Source organism: Steroidobacter denitrificans, from assembly GCF_001579945.1.
In the GTDB taxonomy this organism is placed as follows: domain Bacteria; phylum Pseudomonadota; class Gammaproteobacteria; order Steroidobacterales; family Steroidobacteraceae; genus Steroidobacter; species Steroidobacter denitrificans.
This window is the reverse complement of sequence record NZ_CP011971.1, coordinates 3,289,813-3,312,044: the sequence shown is the minus strand read 5'-3', so window position 1 is coordinate 3,312,044 and position 22,232 is coordinate 3,289,813. Positions and strand designations below refer to the sequence as shown.

Genomic DNA, 22,232 nt, shown 5'->3' with positions numbered 1-22,232 from the left:
GCTACTGCCGTTTTCGGCATTACCGAACCGCCGTGCCGATGATTTCTGCTCTAATGCGGGAATGCGATCTTTGTGCGTGTTCTGCGGCGCGAATTCAGGTGACGATCCGACCTATCTGGCGCTTGCCAGGCGGGTCGGCACCCTGATCGCCGGACGGGGTCTGACGCTGGTATACGGCGGCGGCCGGGTCGGCCTGATGGGCGCGCTGGCCGATGCCGCCCTGTCGGCGAATGGACGTGTGATCGGCGTGATTCCGCGCCTGCTGATGGATCGGGAAGCGGGTCACGCGGATCTGTCGGAGTTGCATATAGTGGAGACCTTGTCCCAGCGCAAGCTGCTGATGGGAGAGTTGTCCGATGCGTTTTTGACGCTGCCCGGCGGCATAGGTACCCTGGATGAATTGTTCGAGGCATGGACCTGGACGCAACTCGATCTGCACGACAAGCCTTGTGCTTTGCTGAATCATGAGGGCTATTTCGATGCCTTGATCGGCTTCCTGGATCAGGCGACCCAGGCCGGATTCCTGCGTCCACGCCACCGCGCCGCCCTGCATGTCGGTACCGATCCGGCGGCTCTCCTGGATGAACTGCTCCAGAGGGTTCACCGCTCCGCCGGGCAGTCGATACCGGCATAGCACCCCGGCCCCAGGGGGATGCGCCGGCCAAGGTCGGCTTCGGCTTGACACTTCGGGGCATATTCCGCAGCCTGCGCCGCCATGTTTTCGTAAACTTGTCCCGGACGCCAGACCCGGCGCCTTGCACCCCGGTAACGACTCCCATGCTTCGCACCCTGCTACAGGCCAAGCTGCACCGCGTTCGCGTCACCCAGGCGGATCTCGACTATGAGGGATCCTGTGGGATCGATGAAGATCTGCTGGATGCCTCGGGTCTGCGTGAACATCAGTACATCGATCTCTACAACGTCTCCAATGGAGAGCGCTTCTCGACCTATATCATCAAGGCACCGCGCGGTTCCGGGGAAATTTCCTTGAACGGCGCGGCAGCACGCCGGGCCCTGGTGGGCGATCTGCTGATCATTTGCGCCTATTCGATCTATTCGGAGGATGAGCTGGAGCATCATCAGCCGATCGTCGTGCTGGTCGACGAACATAATCGCCCGCGCCGGAACGTTGCAGCGGACGCAGGTTGACGGCATGGGCATGACATGGAGCTGATCACCTGGTTCATCGATTTCATCCTGCATCTCGACCAGCATCTCACCGGGCTGATCGCCACCTATCATCTGTGGATCTACGGGATTCTATTCGTAATCATTTTTTGTGAGACCGGCCTGGTGGTGACGCCGTTTTTGCCGGGTGATTCACTGTTGTTCGCGGTCGGCGCGCTGGCAGCTGTCGATAGGACCGGTACGCTCGATCCGGTTTTGATTTGGGTTTTGCTCGTCATCGCCGCGGTGCTTGGGAATGAAACCAATTTTCGCATCGGCCGTATCGTAGGACCGCGGGCCTTCAGCGGCAGTATCCGTTGGCTCAAGCGGGACTACTTGTTCCGTACTCAGTACTTCTACGAGAAACACGGCGGCAAGACCATCGTCCTGTCGCGTTTCATCCCCATCATTCGTACCTTCGCGCCCTTCGTCGCCGGTATCGGCTTGATGAATCGGCGGCGCTTCGCAACCTACAATATAGGCGGCGGATTCCTGTGGGTCAGCGTGTTCATCTGGGGCGGCTATCTGTTCGGCAATGTCCCCATCGTCAAGAATAATTTCGGCATCGTGACGGTCCTGATCGTGGCGGCGTCACTGCTGCCGGTGGCCTATGGATTGCTGAAGCCGGCACCGGCTCGCCAGTCATGAATGACGCCTGGCAATGACACTTGGCCGCACAATAGATTGGACGCTTTTTTCGACGCCGGATCGGCACGGGAAGATATCAGGTACTGCGCACGAAATCGGTGACGCTTTGCCGGGGGGCAGCCCCTGACACAAGGGGGCGGAGCGTCAGCGGCGCAGCGAAAAGAAACCGACGGCGCTGGCCAGCAGCATGAGATAGCCGGGCCAGACCGGTTGACCGGCCAGTGCCAGCCACACGATGCCGGCGAGTGCTCCGGTCGTAGCGGCCAAGGTGATGTCCCGACGGCGTGCGGCTAGACGAATTTCCTGACGCAACAGCTCGATGTCCCGTGTGTCCACCGGCTGGCGCAGCCGGCCGTCCGCAGCACGATGGATCATGCGCTCCGCCAGCGGCGGCAATTGTTTTAGGGCTTGCAGCAGGTCGGGTAGCTCGGCGCGTGCGCTGCGGGCCATACCGCGCAGGCTCCAACGCTCTTTCATCCATTGGCGCAGCAGCGGCTGCGCCGTTTTCCACAGGTCCAGATCGGGATACAGCTGCCGGCCGACCCCCTCGATCTGCAACAGCGTTTTTTGGATAAGCATGAGCTGGGGCTGAAGCCGGGCGTCGAAGCGCTGTGCCGCTGCGAACAGGCTCAGCAATACCTGGCCGAAGGAAATCTCCTTGAGCGGCTTGTTGGCGATGGGCTCCAGGACGGTACGGATCGCCGATTCGAGTTCATCGACGCGCACCTGCGCCGGTACCCAGCCGGAATCGATGTGGAGCTGAGCGATGCGCCGGTAGTCGCGCTCGAAGAACGCCAGGAAGTTTTCGGTCAGGTAATACTGGTCGCGCGGGTGCAGGGTGCCGACAATGCCGAAGTCGACCGCCGCATAGCGCGGTTGCTGGGGATCATCCAGCAATACGAAGATATTTCCGGGGTGCATGTCGGCATGAAAAAAATTGTGCCGAAACGCCTGGGTGAAAAATATTTCCACGCCGTTTTCGGCCAATCGCTGGATGTCGGCGCCGCGTTTGTGCAACTCATCCAGATCGTTCACGAGTACGCCGTGCACGCGCTCCAGCACCATGACGTTCTTGCGGCAGTAATCCCAGTGGACTTCCGGAACGTACAGCAGGTTCGAGTCCGAGAAATTGCGCCGCAACTGCGCTGCGTTGGCTGCCTCGCGCATCAGGTCCAATTCATCCAGGATGGTTTTCTCATACTCCTGGACCAGTTCCACCGGACGCAACCGATGCGCGTCCGGCCAATAACGGCTGGCGAGCCGGGCCAGCGCATACAGCACCTCGATGTCTCGTTCGATGAGGGTGCGGATCCCGGGCCGTACGATCTTTACGACGACATCCTGTCCGGTATGCAGTCGCGCGCAATGCACCTGGGCGATCGTCGCGGCGGCGAGCGGTGTTGCCTCGAACTGCGCGAAAACCTGGTCCAATGTGCGCCCATAGGCGGTTTCTACGATGTGACGCGCGTCCGTGCCGCTGAAGGGCGGCACGCGATCCTGCAATTTCTCCAGCTCATCGGCGATATCCGGCGGCAGCAGGTCACGGCGGGTCGACAGTGTCTGGCCGAATTTCATGAAAATCGGTCCGAGCGCCTCGAGCGCGAGTCTCAGCCGCTCCCCGCGGCCGCCGCGATGACCACGGCGAAACCAGGCCGTGGGCGAGAGCAGAAAGGCGAAACGCAGCGGTCGGAACAGATGGGCCGCAAGGATGATCTCGCTCAGCCGATGCTGCACGAGCACGCGCTGGATCTGCAACAGACGGGACAGAACACGAAGACGCATCAGCGCAGCCGCTGCCGTTCCAGCTGATCCAGTCGTGCCGCCAGCCGATCGACATCGTCGCGCAGCCTGTCGACACCGGTCATCAGTTCGTCGGCTTCCGTCCGGTTGGGAGCGTCGCGGCCTTCCTCCTGCAGGAATTCAGTGACGTTTTGCGCCAAGGTCCGGCCGCTGCGTTGCACGAAGTCCAGCGTGGAACGTGCGGCATTGCCGATTTGATGGGCCGCCACATCGCCGATGTAACGAGCAAGCTCTTCTTCCAGATCGGGACGCGCCTGCCGGAGCAATTCGCTGAAGGTTTGTGCCACTTCAGCATCGCCGTTGATCTGGATCGAGCCTGTGCGTACGGCGCCTTCCGGCGCCTGGCCCATGAGGCGCAGGAAAGACAGCGGACTGCCCGATAGGCTGGCGTCCGTCGATCCCCCGTGATCGGTCGTCAGCTGCAGGCGCTGGCCGTCGACGAGAAAATACAGGCTCAGCGGCAGGCCTTGTATGTGCAGTGCGAGGGTTTTTGTGCCCAGGCGTCGGCACAGGCTGCGTGCCTCGGACGAGGCGGCGATATGACGATTGAGCAGCGATTCCAGCAGTGCAAGGCGCATGTCACAAACGATAGCCGCGGTGCAAAGCGACGATACCGCCGCTGAGATTGTGGTAGCGGCATTGTTCGAGGCCGGCCTCGCGCATCATGCTCAACAAGGTGTCCTGGTCCGGGAAGCGGCGGATGGATTCCGCCAGATAGCGATAGCTCTCCTCGTCCTTCGCCACCACCTTGCCCAGCCAGGGCAGGACCGAAAAGGAGTAGGCATCGTAAATCGGCTTCAGACCGGGCAGTACCGGGTGAGAGAATTCCAGTACCAGCAGTTGTCCGCCGGGTCTGAGTACGCGTGTCATGGAGCGCAGTGCGGCGGCCTTGTCGGTGATATTGCGCAGGCCGAAACCGATGGTGACGCAATCGTAGCTGGAATCGGCAAAGGGCAACTGCTCCGCGTCCGCGAGTGCGTAGCGGACATTGGCGACAAGGCCGCGATCGGTCAGCGCATTGCGGCCTTCCTGCAGCATGGCCGCATTGATATCGCTCAGCACCACCAGGCCGTCGGCGCCGACCTGCCGGGCCATGCCCGCTGCCAGGTCGCCGGTGCCCCCGGCCACATCCAGCGCCCGACCGCCTGGCCGCAGTCCCGTCTGCGACAGCGCGAAGCGCTTCCACAGCCGATGCGTACCGCCCGACATCAGGTCGTTCATCAAGTTGTAGTTGCCGGCTACCGACTCGAATACCGCGCGCACGCGTGCCGCTTTCTCGGCGAACGGTACCTGCTGATAGCCGAAGTCGGTCGTGGTCTTATCGTCGGAGGCTGGAGCGTGCGGCGCGTTCATCGTCGTCCCGGAGTGAGGGCGGCATTCTAGCCGAGCCTGTTCATGAGCGCGCATCTCGAACGACGCCGGGTGCTGGATCAGCGCCTGATTGAGCGCTTCTCGCATGAATCTACGTTGGCGCCACGGCGTGGTCTTGCCGGGTGTCCTGTCGAAAGCCGGTTCGGGATCGGATTCGCTCATGGAGGCTACCGGTGTGGATTCCGCCGGTTGAAATTGGCCGGCTTGATTCGATGAACAGCCGGCCAATTCATCAGAGGCCGTACTTGATCCCTCAGCGGCCACCCTATGGCCGGGGGTGGAGCAGGCGTTTCCCGGTTTCCCGGCCCGGCGCGTTATCTGCCGCGTGGTGCCGGGGTGGGATAGGGGATGCCCAATTCAGCCAGGCGCGCCAGGTAGCGCGCCCATTTTTGCTCCCGGTCCCGTCCCAGCTCATGCAGATAGGACCAAGTATACAGGCCGCTGTCATGTCCGTCATCGAACACCAGGCGAACGGCATAGCTGCCGACCGGCTCCATCTGGGTGATGCCCACCTCATGTTTGCCGATCTGCAGGGTTTCCTGGCCGGGGCCGTGGCCGCGCACTTCCGCGGAGGGTGAATAGACCCGCAAATACTCGAAAGGAAGTTCGAAGCATGCGCCGTCGTCGAATTCGATTTCGAGCAGGCGCGAACGAGTGCGCAGTTTCAGGCGGGTCGGTCGGTGGGTGTTCTGCATTACAGGATGTAGCGTGTCAGGTCTTCGTCTTTGACCAGTTCGCCGAGGTGTTCGTCGACATAGCCGGCATCGATCGTGACCTTCAGTCCCGCGCGGTCGGCTGCCTCGAACGACAGGGTTTCCAGCAGCCGTTCCAGCACCGTGTGCAACCGGCGTGCGCCGATGTTCTCGGTGCGCTCATTGACCTGGAAGGCGACTTCCGCGATCCGCCGTACGCCGCTGTCCACGAATTCCAGCTCGACGCCCTCGGTGTCCAGCAGCGCCTGATATTGCTTGCACAAAGAGGCATCCGGCTCGGTCAGGATACGGATGAATTCATTGACCTTCAATGCGTCCAACTCGACGCGAATCGGAAATCGTCCCTGCAACTCCGGAATCAGATCCGAGGGCTTGGCGGTATGAAACGCGCCGGAGGCGATGAACAGAATGTGGTCGGTCTTGACGACGCCGTACTTGGTGCTGACCGTGCTGCCCTCCACCAGCGGCAGCAGGTCGCGCTGCACGCCTTCGCGCGATACATCCGCACCATGCGCTTCCTGGCGGCGGGCGATCTTGTCGATTTCGTCGATGAACACGATGCCGTTCTGCTCCGCGTTTCCCAGTGCAAGCAGCTTCAGTTCGTCCTCGTTGATCATTTTGGCGGCTTCTTCATCGATGAGCAGCTTGAAGGCTTCGCGGACCTTTACCTTGCGCGTGCGCGTGCGCGTATTCCCCAGATTCGAGAACATGCTTTGCAGCTGTTGGGTGAGATCCTCCATGCCCGCGGGCGCCATGATTTCCACCCCGACGGGCAACGCGCGCACCTCGATCTCGATCTCGCGCTCATCCAGCTGGCCTTCGCGCAGCATCTTGCGGAACTTCTGCCGGGTGTCGTGATCGCGCGGCGCGGCCTCGGGTTCGGTGTCGAATCCCATGGATTTAGGCCGCGGCAGGAGTTCATCGAGCAGGCGTTCCTCGGCGGCGTCCATGGCACGATGGCGCACTTTCTCCATTTCCGCTTCGCGCGTCATCTTGATCGCGACGTCTACGAGATCCTTGATGATCGAGTCGACCTCGCGGCCGACATAGCCGACCTCGGTGAACTTGGTGGCCTCGACCTTGATGAAGGGCGCTCGTGCCAGGCGCGCCAGCCGGCGGGCGATTTCCGTCTTGCCCACGCCGGTGGGACCGATCATCAGGATGTTCTTGGGCGTGATCTCGGCGCGCAGCGCGGCGGCGACCTGCATGCGCCGCCAGCGGTTGCGCAGCGCGATCGCGACGGCTCGCTTCGCGGCGCCTTGTCCGACGATGTGCTTGTCGAGTTCCTGGGCGATTTCTCTGGGTGTCATGGACATGAGCAAAAGGAGGTCGTTCGAACTCGGCTTCATCCGAGTTCTTCGATGGTCAGATTTCGATTCGTATAGATACAGATATCTGCGGCAATATGCAGTGATTTTTCCACGATCGCGCATGCGCCGAGTTCGGTGTTTTGCACCAGGGCGCGGGCGGCGGCCTGAGCGTAGGAGCCTCCGGAACCGATCGCCATGATCTCGTCTTCGGGTTCGATGACATCACCGGTACCGGAGATGATGAACGAACTTCTGGCGTCGGCGACGCACAGCAGCGCCTCCAGGCGCCTGAGGCTGCGGTCGCTGCGCCAGTCCTTGGCGAGTTCGATCGCCGCACGGGTGAGATTGCCGTATTGCTGGAGCTTGCCTTCGAACCGCTCGAATAAAGTGAAGGCATCGGCCGTGCCGCCGGCGAATCCGGCCAGCACATTACCGTCGTGCAGGCGCCGCACCTTGCGGGCATTGCCCTTCATCACCGTGTTGCCCAGCGACACCTGGCCATCGCCGCCGATGGCCACCACGCCCTGGCGGCGTACCGAAAGAATGGTGGTTCCGCGTAGTTCAGTCATCGGCATGAATCAAGGATCGAGGCGGCGGTGCAGATCGGCTGCGGATTCACGGCTTGCGCCGTGCGCGTGGATGGGTTTCATCGTAGGTTCTGGCGAGATGCTGGAAATCAAGGTGAGTATAGATCTGAGTCGTGGAAATGCTGGAATGACCCAGCAATTCCTGCACACCGCGCAGGTCATGGCTGGATTCCAGCAGATGGCTGGCGAAGGAGTGGCGAAACATATGCGGGTGAACGTGCATGCCTAGTCCCTGCCGTTTCGCCCAGACCGTGATCCGTTGCTGAATCGTACGTACATGCATACGCGAGCCCAGGCGGCTGACGAACAGCGCCTGCTCATCCTGACGGGTCAGGGCAGTGCGTTCCCGCAGCCAGTTCGACAGGGCTTGGATTGCATGACGGCCGACCGGCACGATACGGGTCTTCCTGCCCTTGCCCAGCACCCTGACAGTGTGATCGGGCAGATCCAGATCGTTCAGATCCAGACCTGCCAGTTCGGACAGGCGCAGGCCGGAGGAATAGAATAATTCCATGATGGCCTTGTCGCGCGCCTCCAACTCGGCGTCGGTGCGAAATGCCAGCAGGCGCGCCATCTGGTCCGCGTCCAATGTCTCGGGTAGGTGTTTGCCTGCCTTGGGTGCCTGGATGCCGGTGGCCGGGTTGGCCTGTAGCTGCCCTTCCCGGAGCAGGAAAGCGAAAAAACCGCGCAAGGCGCTCAATCTGCGTTGCAGCGTGCGCGCACCGAATCCGAGCCGAAACTCGGCCGCAGCGAAGGTGCGGATGTGCTGGCTGTCCACGACCCGCCATTCCTGGACATCGGCCTGATCGCACCAGGCGATGAAGCGTTGCAGATCGCGCCTGTAGCCGGCGTCGGTATGGCGCGAGAGCTGGCGTTCCAGAGCCAGGTGCGACAGGTAGCGGGGCAGCCAGGCCAAGGCCGAAGGGGACATGCGAGCGTTCTATACCGAGCAGACCGCCTCGCTCACCAGGTCGCCGATTCGCGCCAGGAATTCCGTGCTCATGGCCGGATGAAAGCGCTCTGCATCGGGGCTGCCGATCGCCAACAGTCCGGAGGAGGGCTGGGGACCCAGGGGCACCAGTGCCGCCGAACCGATCTCGATGGTGCCGGCGCCGAACAGGAAATCGCGCTGGCTGTCGCGGATCTGGCCGCAGCGCGGGCGTGCGGATGCGAACAAGGTTTCGAACATTTTCAATTCCGGCGCACCGGACGCCACCAGGCGCAAATGCCGGTCATGGATGCCGGTGAAATCCGGACGAGTATCGGCGGCAAGCAGCAGCAGCCATTCGGAGGCGCCGAAATCCTCGCGTAACGAAACTTCCAGGGCGTCCATCAACTCGGCGGCGGTGCCTGTGCGTAGCAGCCGGCAGGCGAGCCGGTGGATCCTGGTTGCCAAGACATCGTTACCGCGGGCGATATCGATCAGTTCGCGCAGCTTCGTCTCCAGCGCCTCGTTCTTTTCTCGCAGCGCGAGCACCTGGCGTTCGATCAGGGATATGGTGGTGCTGCCGCGGGCATGCGACAGCACCATTTTCGTCAACAATGCACCATGGCGCTCGAAAAAATCGGGATGGCGCTGCAGGAAATCCGCGACCTCTGCCTCGCTCGGTTCAGGGGCTTTGTGCCGGACGCTCGCTGATGCGCTCACGACGGATCCGGCCTGAGATTCGGCCGTGTCGATCCGAGATTCCATTCCCACGCCGCGAACAGGTTGTTTGCTCATAGGGCCTCAGCTCATCCTCGTCGAACTTTCATTGCGTATCTGGCAGGTTTTTGCGCCCCGGCCTGGAATTCCCGGCCGTCAGATTTCCACGGTTCCTTCGAACACGGTGACGGCCGGACCGGTGAGCCATAAGGACTGGCCCGGTCCGGCCCAGTGCACGCTCATACGACCACCCGGTGCATCCACCCGTACCAGCTCCTGGAGCAGTCCGCGTCGCCGGCCGATCGCCACCGCGCCGCAGGCGCCGGTACCGCAGGCCCGCGTTTCGCCGACGCCGCGTTCATGGACCCGCAGACGAATGTGGTCGGGCGCCACGATCTCCATGAACCCTACATTGGTTCGCCGGGGAAACCGCACGTGATTTTCCACGGCGGGCCCCAGGGTGTCCACGGGCGCCTCGGCAACGGCAGGCACCTGTATCACGGCATGAGGATTGCCCATGGACACCGCGCCGATTTGAATTTCCTTCTCGCCGATCCTCAGGGGATAGACGTCGGCCTCGCGCGTCGCTTCGAAGGGCAATGCCGCGGGATCGAAGCGGGGCACGCCCATATCGACTGAAACCAGTCCATCATCGTGCAGCTGACCGGTGATGTATCCGCCCGGGCTGCCCAGGCGCACTTCGCGACGCTTGAGCCGACGGGCCACCAGGCTGGCGACGCAGCGCGCACCGTTGCCGCATTGTTCGACCTCGGAGCCGTCGGCGTTGAAGATGCGATAGAAGATGTCGATATCCCGGGCGGAATCGGGCGAATGCCCGCCGGTGCCCCTGTCCGTCTGGATGTTCGCCCGCGAGCCGGCCGGGGAGTCAGTCCGGGTACTGGCCTGGGTGCCGGGCGGGGGCAGCAGGACCAGGGCCTGGTCGAAGCCGATGCCGGTGCGCCGATCGGCCAAGCGGTGCAGAGTGCCGGCTGTGGGTACGGAGATATCGTCAGGCACCTCGAAAACGATGAAATCGTTGCCCAGGCTCTGCATCTTGGTGAACGACAGCCGCATGTGCAGAAGCATACGTCATCCCCTCTGTATTCTGTCTACTTGGATCGTGCGAGCCGCCGCGGCACGTGCGGATCGAGCGGACTGTGCGTGCATCCGCCGGGGCTTGCACAATGGATGACTTTTTTGCGCGGGCATTCTAAGTTACCGTCGTGCAGTAAACGGCGATTTTGCGGCCAGCGGTAAAGGCAACGCCCGGCGGGCCGGCGAGCAAGGGGCTGGATCCACGCGAAGCGAGGAATTACATGCGCCATGTGATGGTAATGAATTCGAAGGGCGGCTGCGGCAAGAGTACGATCGCCACGAATATCGCGGGCTACTTCGCCGTCCAGGGCCACAGGGTCGCCCTGGCCGATTATGATCCGCAGCGCAGCAGCCTGGACTGGCTGGATCTGCGGCCGGATGATCTGCCGGCCATTGCCGCGGTGGCCGCCTGCGACGAGGGGCTGCGCAGCGTTCCCCGGGATACCGAAATTCTGGTGATCGATGCTCCGGCGCGCACCCATGGATCGGAAATGAACGAACTCGTGCGCCGCGCCGAGACGATCCTGGTGCCGGTCCTGCCTTCGCCCATCGACATGAAGGCCAGCGCACACTTCCTGGCGGAATTGCTGGAACTCGGCAAAGTGCAGCGCGAACAGGCGCGCATCGCGGTGGTTGCCAATCGTGTGCGCGAGCACACGCTGATATTCGACGAATTGGATAAATATCTGGAGAAGCTGCGGGTGCCCTACCTGGGAGCGCTGCGGCAGTCGACCAACTATCTGCGGGCATTCCAGCGCGGCATGTGCATCTTCGAGCTTCCGGAGTACCTGGCCTGGCCGGATTGGCAGCAGTGGGAACCGCTCGTCAAATGGCTGAAGAGCAAGCGCAGTCAGCCCGACTGAATCTGCGCACCGGGCGCTCGGCCAAGATCGCGTCGGATCCGGCGAGCGTTCGGCGGCGCCTGTTTCCCGAGTTCAGATCATTTCCTGTCAGATCGTTTCCTGCAGGCTGGCGCGTATTCCAGCGTCCGGGTCCGTATATTTCAGCTTTACGCCCAGATGAGTCAGCATGCGCCGGTTGTCCACCCGGCGGGATTCGGCAAGAAACGACAAACGTTGCGGCGTGAACGTCAATTGCGCCTCATCCATGGATACCCGGGGCGGGTCGGGGAGTCCGGACGCTCTGGCGACTTTCAGATAGAAGTCGCCGGAACTCAGCGGCTGACCGTCGCTGATATTGTAGATGCCGCAGGCTTCGTGGTTGGACAGTGCGGCCAGACAGGCTTCCGCCAGGTCATCGACATGGATGTGGTTGCTGATTCCGCTGTCCTGTTCCTGCACCACCGGCTCGCCGCGCCGCAGTGCCTCCAGCGGCAGACGGCCGGGCCCGTAGATGCCGCCGGCGCGCAGCACAACCCGTCTTACATGGCGTTCATGGCACCAGACGCGGATCATTTCTTCCGCGCTGATGCGCCGGCGCGCCCGCTCGCTGCGAGGTTGCACCGGGGTGCTCTCATCCACCAATCCGCCGCCGGTATCGCCGTAGACGCCGGTACTGCTTATATAGATGAAGCACTGCGGCGGCGTGCCGAGCCGCTGCAGGAAACGATCCAGGCGCAGGTCGCTTTCGCCCTGCCGCTGCGGTGGTATCAGGTAAAGAATCGCCACCGGAGCTTGCCGCCCATCGTCCCACTCAGGATCCTGATCGATCGGGTGATCGATCAGGAAATCGAAGCGGTCATCGGGTTCTTGACCGATTTCCTGGTGGAGCGTGAAACCACCCGCTCTACCGCTGTGTGCAAGATCCAGGTCCATGCCCAGCACATGTGTGCCTCGAGCGGCGAGCGCAGCCGCACTGGCCGCCGAGCGTACCAGGGCGATGACTTCGTGGTCTGCTTCGAGCTTCGACAGCAGCCGCCGGCCGACATATCCGCACCCTGCAACCAGGATCCGCGGGCGTGCTTGCGTGTCATTCATGAAAACAGTCACGCTAGCGCAATCGGGGATCGCTCCGGCCGCCAGCGGTCCATCGCCGCGCGCGAACCTTGAGGTTGGCACGGCGCCCGACGGCGAGCGCCAGTCCGTCGTTCAATGCCTGCAGCGAACGCTCCCGCTCGCCCAGTTGTTCCATGAGTCCGGCCAGCAGTTGATAGGCTTCCGGACGCGGCCGAATGCCGATGCTGGTCTCCAGGTAACTGCGTGCTTTGCCATACAACTCGGCGCGTATCGCCAGGCGGGCGCAGGACAGCAGCAACGCCGCATCTTGTGGGCGCGATGCCAGCCAGGATTCAGCCTTCTCCAGCGGTTTGAGCGGATCGCTGCCTTCCACCTCGCCGTAGGCCAGCACCGCCGCTTCATCCCACTGGCGGGCGATGCATTCGGCGAGGTAGGCTTCGGCGGCATCCGGGTCGCTGCAGGCCACGGCGGCGCGCGCATAGGCGATCGCCACATCGGCGCGTTGCGCCATCGACTTAGGAACGGCCTTCCAGACCGCTTGTAATTGAGCTTTGTCAGCGCTTGCGCCTGCTGCCTTCAGGCGGTCCAGGTGGACCTGGGCCAGAGTCTGGTCCACCATGTCCTCGGTGATGCCGCGCATGCTGCGCAGACGCGGCTCCAGCGCCTGCAACTGTTGCCATGCACCGGTCTGGTGATAGATGCGCGCCAGCAGCATCAACGTGCGTGCATTGGACTCTCCGCCGGCTTCGAGCTGCTCCAGGGTCGCCAGCGCCGCAGATACCTGCTTGTGCTTGAGTTGTAGTTCGGCCTGCATGACCAGCGCCGGTACGCGTGCCTCGGACGATGTCTCCAGTGCGCGTGTCAGCCATTCGTCGCGGCGGCCGGCCATGCCCTGCAACTCTGCCGCACGCGCGGCGGCGAGGTAGTGGGCGAGCGGCTGCTCTGCATCGCGGACATGGCGTGTCAAGGTGGTTTCAGCGGTTTCCCAATCACCGGCGGTCATTTCCAGCAACCCTTGGGCAAGACTGCGCCGGGCACGCTCACGGCGCCGCTCTGTTTGGGACTGTTGCCATATGCGCCGCGCATTCCAGATCTGAACGCCCAGCCGTACCAGGAAATAGAGGGCGATCAGGAGTAATGCAAACGTCACCGCGGACATTTCGATCAGACGTCCGCCCAGACGCAGGGCGACATAGCCGGGATCGGTCAGCAGCAGATTGGCCAGCAGAGCGCCGCCGATCAGTGCCGTCGCAAGGATCAAGGCGTTTTTCATCGCGAGCATCTTATTGCTGGCCGCGCAGATCCGGCGTCAGACGGCGCAACGTTCGTGACGACGCGGAGATGTCCGGTAGAGGCGGATCGATGTCCACCGGCTCCAGAGCTTGGATTTCCTCGAGCAGCGTACGCACTGAAAGATCGTTCGAATCAAAAAAATCCTCCAGCCACCGGCGTGCCTGTACAAGCGCATTGCGGTAGCCCGCCTCATCGTGACGAGCGATGGCCGTGCGGGCGGAAAACAGCAGCAGCTGCAGATGCTGACGCCGCAAGGTGCGTTGCTGAGCAGTCATGACGGTAGCGTCCCGATCCTCCACATGGCGCACCACGATCAGCTTCGCCAGGGACTCGCGCGCGATCGACCAGGCACGCGACAAACCGCCTCGTGCCTGTGCATGCGTGTGTGCTTGAGCATCATGCGCAAGCATGTCTCGCGGAGACAGGGTTCCCGCGTATTCCTCGGCGCTGGTCAGCCGTGCCAGCAGCCCGGTCGTATCCGGCCAGTTCACGGCGCGCAACGACTGCAGCTCGCGGGCGATCTGTTGTCGCACGGGGGCGAAAGATTGATCGCGCAGCGCGGCGAGCCGGGAATCCGCGGCTTCCAGTGCAGCGATCGCCGTATCGATGTCGCGCTCCAGTGTCAGACGGCGTTGCGCCAGCTCCAACAGAAACATTGCCTCGGCACGCGACCAGGCGCGCTCGGGTCCTTCGGAGCGTCCGCGCAGTGTTTCGATGGCGGCGGCGAGATCCTGCAATTGGCGCGGCGTATCATCCAGTGCATCGAGCCGGCGGGAGATGTCTTCGCGTGCCTGCCGTTCCTGCTCGGCCAGCGCCTCGAACTGTGTGCGCAGCGCATCGCGATCCTGCTGGGAAGCGTGCAGCGCATCGCGCAGGCCATCCAGTCGGTCATGTGTGGCGTCCAGCCTGAACAGTGTATAGGCCGTCGCGATCAGCGCCAGAACGGCCAATGCCGTTGCCATCCAGCCGTGAGAGGCAGGCTGGGTCTTGGGCGGTTCGGCGGGTGGCGCCTGGATGGGGTGAGTGTGCGGAGCCTCGTCGGTCATGGTGCGGTCATGGTAGCACTGCCGCCGGCTGCCGTGCGTCGAGCTGCCCAAGACGGTTTCAGCCGATGCGCGCACGCGTGCGCCATTGAGCCAGCGTGCCGATCATCGTCGCGTCGTCGGCGCTACCGGCGTGCAGCACGGGACCGTGCAATCCGGCATGTGCCGCCGCTTGGGCGATGCGCCGGCTTACGGTCAGCAGCGCGGTCCTGCGCAATAGTTCCTGCCCTCGCGGCGTCAGTATTTGCAGCAGGTTGTGCAAGATTTCGACGCTGGTGAGCGTCACGACGTCGATGCCGTCGTTCTGCCAGTGCGCTTCGATACGTGTCCGCTCGTGCTCGTCGATTTCAGGCAGCACGCGCCGGTAGACTTCCAGTGATTCGACCATCATGCCCTGGGCGCGGAAACGCTCGTGCAGGACGCCTCGTCCACCGATGCCTTGGACGATCAGGACGCGAGTACCGGCCGGCGCCGCCAGCTGCGGATGTGCGAGCAGATCTTCGCTGGTGAAACCGGTCTCGGGGACGATATCCACCGGCATCCGCACTTGTGCCAGCGACGCCGCGGTGGCCTTGCCGATGGCGGCGATGCGCGTTCCCGGTGCTTTTTTCACGAGATGCGCGCCGTGCACAACGGCGTTCACGCTCAAGAACACGATCAAGTCGTGATCGGCGGCCGGTGCGGCTTGCAGCGCTTCGATGCGCAGCGCCGGAAAGGGTACAGCGGTGCCGCCGTAGCGCTCGATCTGCTCGCACAACCCCAGGCATTGGGGTTCGGGACGTGTGACCAGCACGCTCAGCGCCGTCAAGGGCGGCAGGACTTTCGGGATCATGCCGGATCCGAACGCAGGCGCTCGAGCAACGGGCCCGCGCCGTCCGCCAGCAGACGCTCCGCCAGTTCCATGCCGATCGCCCGGGCGTCCTGCGGCGCTCCCGAGGCTGCGCCGCGATAGATCTCCAGCCCGTCCGGCGAACCGATCACCCCGCACAGAATCAGTCGTCCGTTTTCGACCTGCGCGAAGCCTCCGATCGGCGATTGGCAGCTGCCCCCCAGCCGTTGTGCGAAGGCTCGCTCGGCCTGGCAGCACTGCCAGGCCGCGGTATCGTTCAGCGCCGCCGTCAGCGCTTGGGTATGCGCATCATCCTCGCGGCATTCGATGCCGATGACGCCCTGACCTACGGCGGGCACGCAGCGTTCCAGGTCGAAACGATGCGTGATCCGGTTCTCGAGTCTCAGACGCTTCAGGCCGGCCGTGGCCAGAATGATGGCGTCGTACGCGCCCTCCTGCAGCCGTTGCAGCCGGGTTTCCACATTGCCGCGCAAGGTTGCGAGCTGCAGGTCCGGGCGCAGCGCCTTGAGCTGGCACTGGCGGCGCAGGCTGGACGTGCCGACTGTTGCATTGGGGGGCAAGTCCTCGAACCGCCCATGCCGCATGGATATGAAAGCGTCGCTCGGATCCTCGCGATTCAACATTGCGGCCAGCACCATGCCGGGCGGCATGTCGCCCGGTACGTCCTTCATGGAATGGACGGCGATATCGGCCCGTCCTGCTGCGATCGCCACTTCCAGTTCCTTGATGAACAGCCCCTTGCCGCCGATCGTGGCCAGCGAACGATCCAGGATCCGGTCACCCTGGGTGGTCATGGGCACCAGCGTCACTTCCAGATCCGTATGTGCGGCGCGCAGCCGTGCGGCGACATGCTCCGCCTGCCACAAGGCGAGACGGCTGCGGCGTGTTGCAATGCGAAGCGCGGGAGGGGAGCTGCTCATTCTGGTCACTCGGTTCTCGAACCCATCGGCCGACATTCGGCCCGGCGAAAAACTTCGGCAGGAACATCTGCATCCCCTGCAACCCGTCAGGGCTGTACCCATTCTACGGAGCCCGCGCCATCGTAGCGACTCTCTGGCCAAGGCGGCATGCCGGCACCTGCCCAGCCCGGCCGCGCGAAGCTCCATAGGTCTTCCGGACGGACGCGTTGCCCAGTCCTGCGGCCGGGGCTAACATCCCGGTAAATGAACCGCAAGGACATACCATGAATACCGAAGTGACGACTGACCAGCTGGTGGCCGACTTGAAGGCGGTGATGCAGGATGCGGAGGCGCTGCTCAAGGCCACCTCGGCGCAGACCGGCGAAAAGATCCAGGAGATACGCGCGCAGGCGGAGGAATCTTTGCGGCACGCCCGGGCGCGTCTGAGCGATGTCGAGCAGGAGGCTCTGCGGCGGGCGCGCGAGATTTCCGATTCCGCGGAAGACTATGTGCGCGACAATCCTTGGCAGTCGGTCGGCATCGCCGCCGGTGCCGGTCTGCTGCTCGGCCTGCTTCTGGGCCGGCGCTGAGCCGGCATGAAAGACGGTCGGCAGCGGCAAGGCCGGCCGGTCGCCAGCCTGCTGCATTCAGTTCGCCAGTTCGCCGGTACCGCGATCGAGATCGTACATACGCGCCTGCAGCTGTTGACGACCGAACTGCAGGAGGAAGTACGTCAGGTCGGCGCGATCCTGCTGTGGGCTTTCATTTGTACATTCGCGGCAATGCTGGGGCTGTTCCTGGGTGCGCTGGCGGTCATTTTTGCGTTCTGGGACACCCACCGCATGACCGCCACCTTGGGGATGCTTGCGCTGTTCGTGGTGATCGCCACGGGCGCGGCATGGAGGCTGATGAACAAGCTGCGCCGCAAGCCACCCCTGCTCGGCGATACCCTGGCCGAATTGGCCAAGGATCGTGATCAATTACGGGGGCGATCATGAGTTTGCATTCGCAGCGTGCGCCGTTCGGCCGGCTCCCCGGGGCGGAGAGTCAGCCCGCAGGGGCCGCCCGGAACGGCGGTTCCACCCATGCCGCAGGCAATCGGGTGTCGAGGTCAGCCGGTGAGTGAACGTTTCGATCAACTCATGGCGCAGCACCAGGAGCTGCTCGCCCGCAGTGATGCGCAGCGCAGACAGATGTCGGCTATGAGCAGGCAGCTCGAACGGCAGCTTGCCGGCGTCGACCGTGCCATCGACAAGATACGCGCGCTGGCACGAAGTCCGTTGCTGATCGCGGGAGGACTTGCCGTCATCGCCTTGATCGGACCACGGCGCCTGTGGCGCCTGGGCGGACGCGGCGCCATGTTCTATACGACGGCGAGCCGCTTTCTGCGGCTCGGGCGCCGCAAGGAGAACTGAGTCCCGGGGTTTGGATGAGCTTCGGGTTTTAGTTTTCGCCGCGGATTCTGCGCAGCAATGCAGCCGAGTGGCGCCGGCTCACTTCCAGCACGTCGCCGCAGTCTCGTACACGCACGGTATACTGACCTGAGTCCGTGCGTTCCACTGCCGAGATGTATTTCTCGGCGATCAGTGCATTACGATGGATGCGTACGAAGTCGGGAGAGAATTCCTCCGCGAGCGCCTTGAGCGATTCGTCGATCAGACATTCGCCGTGCTGGTGCTTCACCGTGACGTATTTCTGATCCGCGAGAAAGTAGCGGATATCGTCGACCGGGATCAGGCGCAGCTGCTCGCCATGGCGGGCGCAGATTTGTTCGCGCCGGTGTTCGATGCGTGCGGCTTGTGCCACTTTGACCAGCCGGCTGGGAGATACGCGCGAGGCGTGACGCAGCGCGTGGGCCAGCTTCTCCTTGCGTACCGGTTTGAGCAGGTAGCCGACCGCTTCGGTTTCGAAGGCGTCGACCGCGTACTGGTCATACGCCGTCGTGAAAATGACGGCCGGCGGATCTTCGAGTGTATCGATGTGGCGTGCGACCTGGATTCCGGACAGTCCCGGCATGCGCACGTCCAGGAGTACCACATCGGGTTGCAACTCGCCGCAGCGATCGAGCGCTTCCTGGCCGTCGCCGGCTTCGCCGACGATCTCGTAGTCTTCGATTTCATCCAACAGGCGGCGCAGCCGCTCGCGCGCGGGAGGTTCGTCGTCGACGATCAATACTCTCATGGGGCAAGTGTGCCGCCGATTTGCCCGCAAGGCCACACCGCCGCGGCCAGGCGCGTGGCGCAAGTCTGCACGTGGCCTGGATTTGCCGCAGGCCGCAACGCGTGAATGTCGGCAGCGCGCTGCCGATCGACCCGGCCGGGTAGATCATGGCGAGCCGGAAAGATCAGGTGCCCTCCTCGCATGGGAATACCAGCGAGGCACAGAACTCCTTATCGCTCCGGTGTGTTTCCAGGCGTGCCTGGCCAGGCCAGGCAAGTTCCAGACGCTGAGCGATATTTTCCAGCGCCATGCGGTTGCCGTCGCGTTCGGCATAGCCGGCCGATGAGGCAACCGGATTGCGTACATCGATTCGGATGCGGTTGCCTTCACGCCGTCCGACGATGGACACGGTACCGCCCCGGGGCAGCATCTCGATGCCGTGATAGACGGCATTTTCCAGCAAGGGTTGCAAAATCAGGCTCGGGATTCGCGCGCGCAGCGGCAGTTCGTCGATATCCCAATGCACTTTCAGCCGGTCGCCGAGACGCAGCTGTTCGATGCGCTGATGCGTGCGCGCGATATCCAGTTCGTCGCTCAAGGCAATCCGCAGACCGGGCTGTCCGAGGCTGGCACGAAACAGGTCGGCCAGGTCTTCCACCGCCTGTTCGGCGCGCTCGGGATTGGTGCGTGTCAGTGCCGCGATGGTGTTCATGCTGTTGAACAAGAAATGCGGCCGTATGCGCGCCTGGAGCGCATGAACTCTTGCCTGCGCTTCCTGCTCGATACTGCGTTTCCATTGTGCGCTGACGTAGAAATAGCGCAATGCCAACGAACTCACGATAAAGCCGACTGCCAGGTTGCGCAGCAGAAAGCCGGCATGGTCATTGGGAAACAGCGAGCGGTTTTCCTGCAGGCCGGCACCCAGGATCTGGCCGACCTGGAATACGCTTTCGGAAATGATCCCGATGGTCGCGACCAGCAGAATGATCGCCACGAGCGCAGCACGGGCCGCAGGCAGGGTATGCAGCCATGCGCGCGCGCGGCAGAGCATCGCCGCACAGCACAGTCCGATCCATAGCAGGAACATCGAGCTGCTGGCGAGATCCAGCCAGAAATCCTTGTGCAAGGTCTGGCGCGCGATTGCGAAAATCAATGCCACCAATTCGACGATCAGCACTACCGCCAGCACCGCCCGCGGATGACAGAAATCGGGCAGGGATAGCGTGGATGCGGTGCTGCCGGTGCGATGTTCCCGCGAGGACTTCTCAGCCACGGTGCGCCGCTCTTGTCGCCGCGCAAGAGGGGTCTTGCGCAGGACTGTCTATTGGCACATCAGATCCATCGATGCCTTAGCCGCGGCACGCGCCGCTGCCAATTCGCTGTCGTCCAAATAGCGCCGCTCGCCGTCGGGCAGCTGTTCGTACAGTTTCTGGGAATTGATATAGGTCTCGTAGCGTTCGCGAGCCTTGATGCAACGCTCGGCCTTGTCCTTGGCGCTGAGCTGCGCCGCAGCTTGCTCCTCGCCGCGGTTTGCCGCAGCCTGGTGCCGGGACTGTTCCTGTTCCTGCAGACGCTGCATTTCCGCGTCCTGTCGTGCCTGCACGGCCACCATGTCCGTCTTTTTCGACTGCACATTGAGGCGTTCCGCCGGTAAGGTGCGCGGTTTGTCGGTGTACAGGACATTGCCGAATTCATCCTGGTACTTGTATACGTCGGCGGCTGCGGCGCCCGCCAGCAGGGTGCAGGACAGGGTCAAAGCCGTCGTCCAGGCCACGATCTGGGTTATCGCGGGCGCGACAATGCTCGGTAAAGATGCTCGCGGCATGGGTTTTCTCTCGGCGGTCGCCTGCGAATCCGTTCACGGGAGTGTATCAGGAAGGTTCTGAATACGGGTTCGGCGGTGCCCTCGTCCACCCCGGGAATGAGGGCTGCATCACGCTTTCGGATGAAGCTGGACGAAACCTCCGGGTGGAATCTTCGGATGGAACATTCGGCTGGAACCTCTGGCCGAAGTTGTCGGGAATCCGGCGGGCATCCGGATAACCGGATAGAGCGGAGCGCTGCTCGGTGCCGCCACCTGGGCTGCAGGACATCCCTTGCGCATGAACTCGCGCGCCTGGCAGGCCCCGCTCGGCGTTGCAACTTGGGCTACAGGATGTAGCCGCGCTCGTTGTGCAGGCTGAGATCAAGGCCTTCCTCTTCCTGTTCCGCGCTCACGCGCAGACCCACGATCGCATCGACGATCTTCAGGATGATCCAGGTCAACACGCCCGTGTACACCAGCGTGAACAGAACGCCCTTGGTCTGGATCCACAGCTGGCCGACGATCGTGGCGCTTTCCGCGGGCTCCCACACGCCGCCCATGCTCGGGAAGGCGAATATTCCGGTGAGCACGGCGCCGACGATGCCGCCGACGCAGTGGACGCCGAAAACGTCCAGTGAATCATCGTAACCGAGCCTGCGCTTGAGCGCCGTCGCGGCATAGAAGCACAGTACACCGGCCATCACGCCGATCACCAGGGCGCCTGCCGGCCCGACCGTGCCGCAGGCGGGCGTGATGCCGACCAGTCCCGCAATCGCGCCGGAGACCACACCCAGCAACGAGGGTTTGCCGTGAGTGATCCACTCCGCGAACATCCATGACAGTGCCGCGGTGCCCGTACAGATCTGCGTGACCAGCATGGCCATGCCGGCGGCCGAGCCGGCGGCCACCGCGCTGCCCGCATTGAAGCCGAACCAGCCGACCCACAGCATTGCGCCGCCGATCATCGTCAGACCCAGGTTGTGCGGCGCCATGATGGTCGTGCCATAGCCATTGCGATTGCCCAGCACCAGCGCCGCCACCAGCCCGGCGACGCCCGCGTTGATGTGCACGACCGTGCCGCCCGCGAAGTCCAGTACGCCCCAGTCCCACATCAGCGCGCCGTCGCCGCTCCATACCATGTGTGCCATGGGCGCGTAACAGATCGTGAACCACAAGATCATGAACAGCAGTGTCGCGGAAAATTTCATGCGTTCCGCGTAGGCGCCGACGATCAACGCCGGGGTGATGATGGCGAATGTCATCTGGAATGTGGCGAACACCGACTCGGGGACCGTTCCGACGAGCGACTCCAGCGTGATGCCGGACAGCATGAACTTGTCCAGACCGCCGAAGAACGACGACGGATTCAGCACGCCGGCCTGCATGCCCGTCGTATCGAATACGAGGCTGTAGCCGTAGATGGTCCACAAGAGAGTGATGAGCCCGGCAATGGCGAAGCACTGCATGAGCACCGACAGGATGTTCTTGGATCGCACCATGCCGCCATAGAACAGCGCCAGGCCGGGAAGCGTCATGAACAACACCAGGAGCGTGGCGGTCAGCATCCACGCGGTATCCCCGGAATCCAGCACGGGAAGGGCTTCCTGCGCCCTTGCGAGCGTCGGCGCGGCGCACGCCGGTGCGACCAGGCTCGCGCTCCAGACGTGGGTGGGAGCCCACGGGCGGCTCGTTGCCAAAGGCGTCTTCACTGTCGTTCTCCTGTGGACGGGCGTCGTGTGGTTGGGAGACCACTTACACTGCAAATGGTTTTGCATCTTCCATGCCAGCATGCGTCATGCCGCTCCGGCAGGGTGGTTTGCACCGTGATACCTCGGCGATGGCGCCGTGCTTGCACTGTGGCGGCGCCAGCTTGGCGTGATGCCGCACCGGGCTGGTGCGCCGGATGTGCCGGAGCGGCCGCGCTGTAGCGG

At 63.2% G+C, this 22,232-nt stretch carries 25 protein-coding genes; 7 read left to right on the top strand and 18 right to left on the bottom strand.

Features of this window, described 5'->3' with window-relative positions:
• Window positions 1-61: 61 nt before the first annotated feature.
• The 3 genes from ACG33_RS14835 (at window position 62) to ACG33_RS14825 (ending at window position 1,815) form a co-directional block, all read left to right on the top strand.
• Window positions 62-634, top strand: coding sequence for an LOG family protein (locus tag ACG33_RS14835; RefSeq protein WP_066922352.1), 573 nt, complete (start codon window positions 62-64; stop codon window positions 632-634).
• Between the two features lie 143 nt (window positions 635-777).
• Entirely contained in the window at window positions 778-1,149 is a 372-nt protein-coding gene (panD, locus tag ACG33_RS14830) for an aspartate 1-decarboxylase (protein ID WP_066922350.1), read from the top strand.
• A gap of 15 nt (window positions 1,150-1,164) precedes the next feature.
• Window positions 1,165-1,815 (top strand): DedA family protein, encoded by a 651-nt coding sequence (locus tag ACG33_RS14825; RefSeq protein ID WP_066922348.1) that lies wholly within the window; start codon window positions 1,165-1,167, stop codon window positions 1,813-1,815.
• A gap of 144 nt (window positions 1,816-1,959) precedes the next feature.
• Here ACG33_RS14825 and ubiB read toward each other — a convergent pair whose 3' ends face one another.
• The 9 genes from ubiB to dapF all read right to left on the bottom strand — a co-directional run bounded on the left by ubiB (window position 1,960) and on the right by dapF (window position 10,315).
• Window positions 1,960-3,597 carry a ubiquinone biosynthesis regulatory protein kinase UbiB gene (ubiB, locus tag ACG33_RS14820; protein WP_066922346.1) on the bottom strand — a complete coding sequence of 546 codons (1,638 nt, stop codon included), beginning with the start codon at window positions 3,595-3,597 and terminating at the stop codon, window positions 1,960-1,962.
• The gene (locus ACG33_RS14815) at window positions 3,597-4,193 is read right to left on the bottom strand and encodes a ubiquinone biosynthesis accessory factor UbiJ (RefSeq protein ID WP_066922344.1); all 597 of its coding nucleotides are present in this window, start codon (window positions 4,191-4,193) and stop codon (window positions 3,597-3,599) included. Before ACG33_RS14815 ends, ubiB begins: the two co-directional genes overlap by 1 nt.
• A gap of 1 nt (window position 4,194) precedes the next feature.
• Entirely contained in the window at window positions 4,195-4,968 is a 774-nt protein-coding gene (gene ubiE, locus ACG33_RS14810) for a bifunctional demethylmenaquinone methyltransferase/2-methoxy-6-polyprenyl-1,4-benzoquinol methylase UbiE (protein ID WP_066923558.1), read from the bottom strand.
• A gap of 332 nt (window positions 4,969-5,300) precedes the next feature.
• Entirely contained in the window at window positions 5,301-5,681 is a 381-nt protein-coding gene (locus ACG33_RS14805) for a gamma-butyrobetaine hydroxylase-like domain-containing protein (RefSeq protein ID WP_066922342.1), read from the bottom strand.
• Window positions 5,681-7,009 carry an ATP-dependent protease ATPase subunit HslU gene (hslU, locus tag ACG33_RS14800; RefSeq protein ID WP_083537311.1) on the bottom strand — a complete coding sequence of 443 codons (1,329 nt, stop codon included), beginning with the start codon at window positions 7,007-7,009 and terminating at the stop codon, window positions 5,681-5,683. The genes ACG33_RS14805 and hslU overlap by 1 nt, the downstream gene beginning before the upstream one ends.
• A gap of 35 nt (window positions 7,010-7,044) precedes the next feature.
• Entirely contained in the window at window positions 7,045-7,578 is a 534-nt protein-coding gene (hslV, locus tag ACG33_RS14795) for an ATP-dependent protease subunit HslV (protein WP_066923555.1), read from the bottom strand.
• Window positions 7,579-7,624: 46 nt separating this feature from the next.
• The gene (xerC, locus tag ACG33_RS14790) at window positions 7,625-8,527 is read right to left on the bottom strand and encodes a tyrosine recombinase XerC (RefSeq protein WP_066922338.1); all 903 of its coding nucleotides are present in this window, start codon (window positions 8,525-8,527) and stop codon (window positions 7,625-7,627) included.
• Between the two features lie 9 nt (window positions 8,528-8,536).
• Window positions 8,537-9,319, bottom strand: coding sequence for a DUF484 family protein (locus ACG33_RS14785; RefSeq protein WP_066922336.1), 783 nt, complete (start codon window positions 9,317-9,319; stop codon window positions 8,537-8,539).
• A 78-nt stretch (window positions 9,320-9,397) separates the two neighbouring features.
• On the bottom strand, window positions 9,398-10,315 hold the full coding sequence (gene dapF / locus ACG33_RS14780; RefSeq protein ID WP_066923552.1) for a diaminopimelate epimerase: 918 nt from the start codon (window positions 10,313-10,315) through the stop codon (window positions 9,398-9,400).
• Between the two features lie 260 nt (window positions 10,316-10,575).
• Here dapF and ACG33_RS14775 point away from each other — a divergent pair, with 260 nt between their 5' ends.
• Complete coding sequence (locus ACG33_RS14775; RefSeq protein ID WP_210399107.1) at window positions 10,576-11,199, top strand: nucleotide-binding protein; 624 nt, start codon at window positions 10,576-10,578, stop codon at window positions 11,197-11,199.
• An 87-nt stretch (window positions 11,200-11,286) separates the two neighbouring features.
• On the opposite strand, the gene ACG33_RS14770 is transcribed toward ACG33_RS14775, so the two are convergent.
• From ACG33_RS14770 to hemC, 5 genes are read right to left on the bottom strand one after another with little or no spacing between them, the layout of a single operon-like run.
• Window positions 11,287-12,273 (bottom strand): NAD-dependent epimerase/dehydratase family protein, encoded by a 987-nt coding sequence (locus ACG33_RS14770; protein WP_066922332.1) that lies wholly within the window; start codon window positions 12,271-12,273, stop codon window positions 11,287-11,289.
• A 13-nt stretch (window positions 12,274-12,286) separates the two neighbouring features.
• A complete protein-coding gene (locus ACG33_RS14765; RefSeq protein WP_168160114.1) occupies window positions 12,287-13,525 on the bottom strand; it encodes a heme biosynthesis HemY N-terminal domain-containing protein in 1,239 nt (412 codons plus the stop codon).
• 10 nt (window positions 13,526-13,535) lie between these two features.
• Complete coding sequence (locus ACG33_RS14760) at window positions 13,536-14,591, bottom strand: uroporphyrinogen-III C-methyltransferase (protein WP_157071818.1); 1,056 nt, start codon at window positions 14,589-14,591, stop codon at window positions 13,536-13,538.
• Between the two features lie 58 nt (window positions 14,592-14,649).
• Window positions 14,650-15,420 carry a uroporphyrinogen-III synthase gene (locus tag ACG33_RS14755; protein ID WP_066922326.1) on the bottom strand — a complete coding sequence of 257 codons (771 nt, stop codon included), beginning with the start codon at window positions 15,418-15,420 and terminating at the stop codon, window positions 14,650-14,652.
• A complete protein-coding gene (gene hemC, locus ACG33_RS14750; protein ID WP_066923549.1) occupies window positions 15,417-16,358 on the bottom strand; it encodes a hydroxymethylbilane synthase in 942 nt (313 codons plus the stop codon). The genes ACG33_RS14755 and hemC overlap by 4 nt, the downstream gene beginning before the upstream one ends.
• Before the next feature lie 263 nt (window positions 16,359-16,621).
• On the opposite strand from hemC, the gene ACG33_RS14745 reads away from it, so the two are divergent.
• The 3 genes from ACG33_RS14745 to ACG33_RS14735 all read left to right on the top strand — a co-directional run bounded on the left by ACG33_RS14745 (window position 16,622) and on the right by ACG33_RS14735 (window position 17,752).
• Window positions 16,622-16,927 carry a DUF883 family protein gene (locus ACG33_RS14745; protein WP_066922324.1) on the top strand — a complete coding sequence of 102 codons (306 nt, stop codon included), beginning with the start codon at window positions 16,622-16,624 and terminating at the stop codon, window positions 16,925-16,927.
• Window positions 16,928-16,933: 6 nt separating this feature from the next.
• Window positions 16,934-17,335, top strand: coding sequence for a phage holin family protein (locus ACG33_RS14740; RefSeq protein WP_066922322.1), 402 nt, complete (start codon window positions 16,934-16,936; stop codon window positions 17,333-17,335).
• Between the two features lie 120 nt (window positions 17,336-17,455).
• Complete coding sequence (locus ACG33_RS14735; protein ID WP_066922320.1) at window positions 17,456-17,752, top strand: YqjK family protein; 297 nt, start codon at window positions 17,456-17,458, stop codon at window positions 17,750-17,752.
• A gap of 28 nt (window positions 17,753-17,780) precedes the next feature.
• Here ACG33_RS14735 and ACG33_RS14730 read toward each other — a convergent pair whose 3' ends face one another.
• The 4 genes from ACG33_RS14730 to ACG33_RS14715 all read right to left on the bottom strand — a co-directional run bounded on the left by ACG33_RS14730 (window position 17,781) and on the right by ACG33_RS14715 (window position 21,866).
• A complete protein-coding gene (locus tag ACG33_RS14730; protein WP_066922318.1) occupies window positions 17,781-18,518 on the bottom strand; it encodes a LytR/AlgR family response regulator transcription factor in 738 nt (245 codons plus the stop codon).
• A 163-nt stretch (window positions 18,519-18,681) separates the two neighbouring features.
• Window positions 18,682-19,770: a sensor histidine kinase gene (locus tag ACG33_RS14725; RefSeq protein ID WP_066922316.1), complete on the bottom strand. Its 1,089-nt coding sequence runs from the start codon at window positions 19,768-19,770 to the stop codon at window positions 18,682-18,684.
• Window positions 19,771-19,818: 48 nt separating this feature from the next.
• Window positions 19,819-20,322 (bottom strand): DUF4124 domain-containing protein, encoded by a 504-nt coding sequence (locus tag ACG33_RS14720; RefSeq protein ID WP_066922314.1) that lies wholly within the window; start codon window positions 20,320-20,322, stop codon window positions 19,819-19,821.
• Between the two features lie 323 nt (window positions 20,323-20,645).
• Window positions 20,646-21,866 (bottom strand): ammonium transporter, encoded by a 1,221-nt coding sequence (locus tag ACG33_RS14715; RefSeq protein WP_407696504.1) that lies wholly within the window; start codon window positions 21,864-21,866, stop codon window positions 20,646-20,648.
• Window positions 21,867-22,232: the final 366 nt, after the last annotated feature.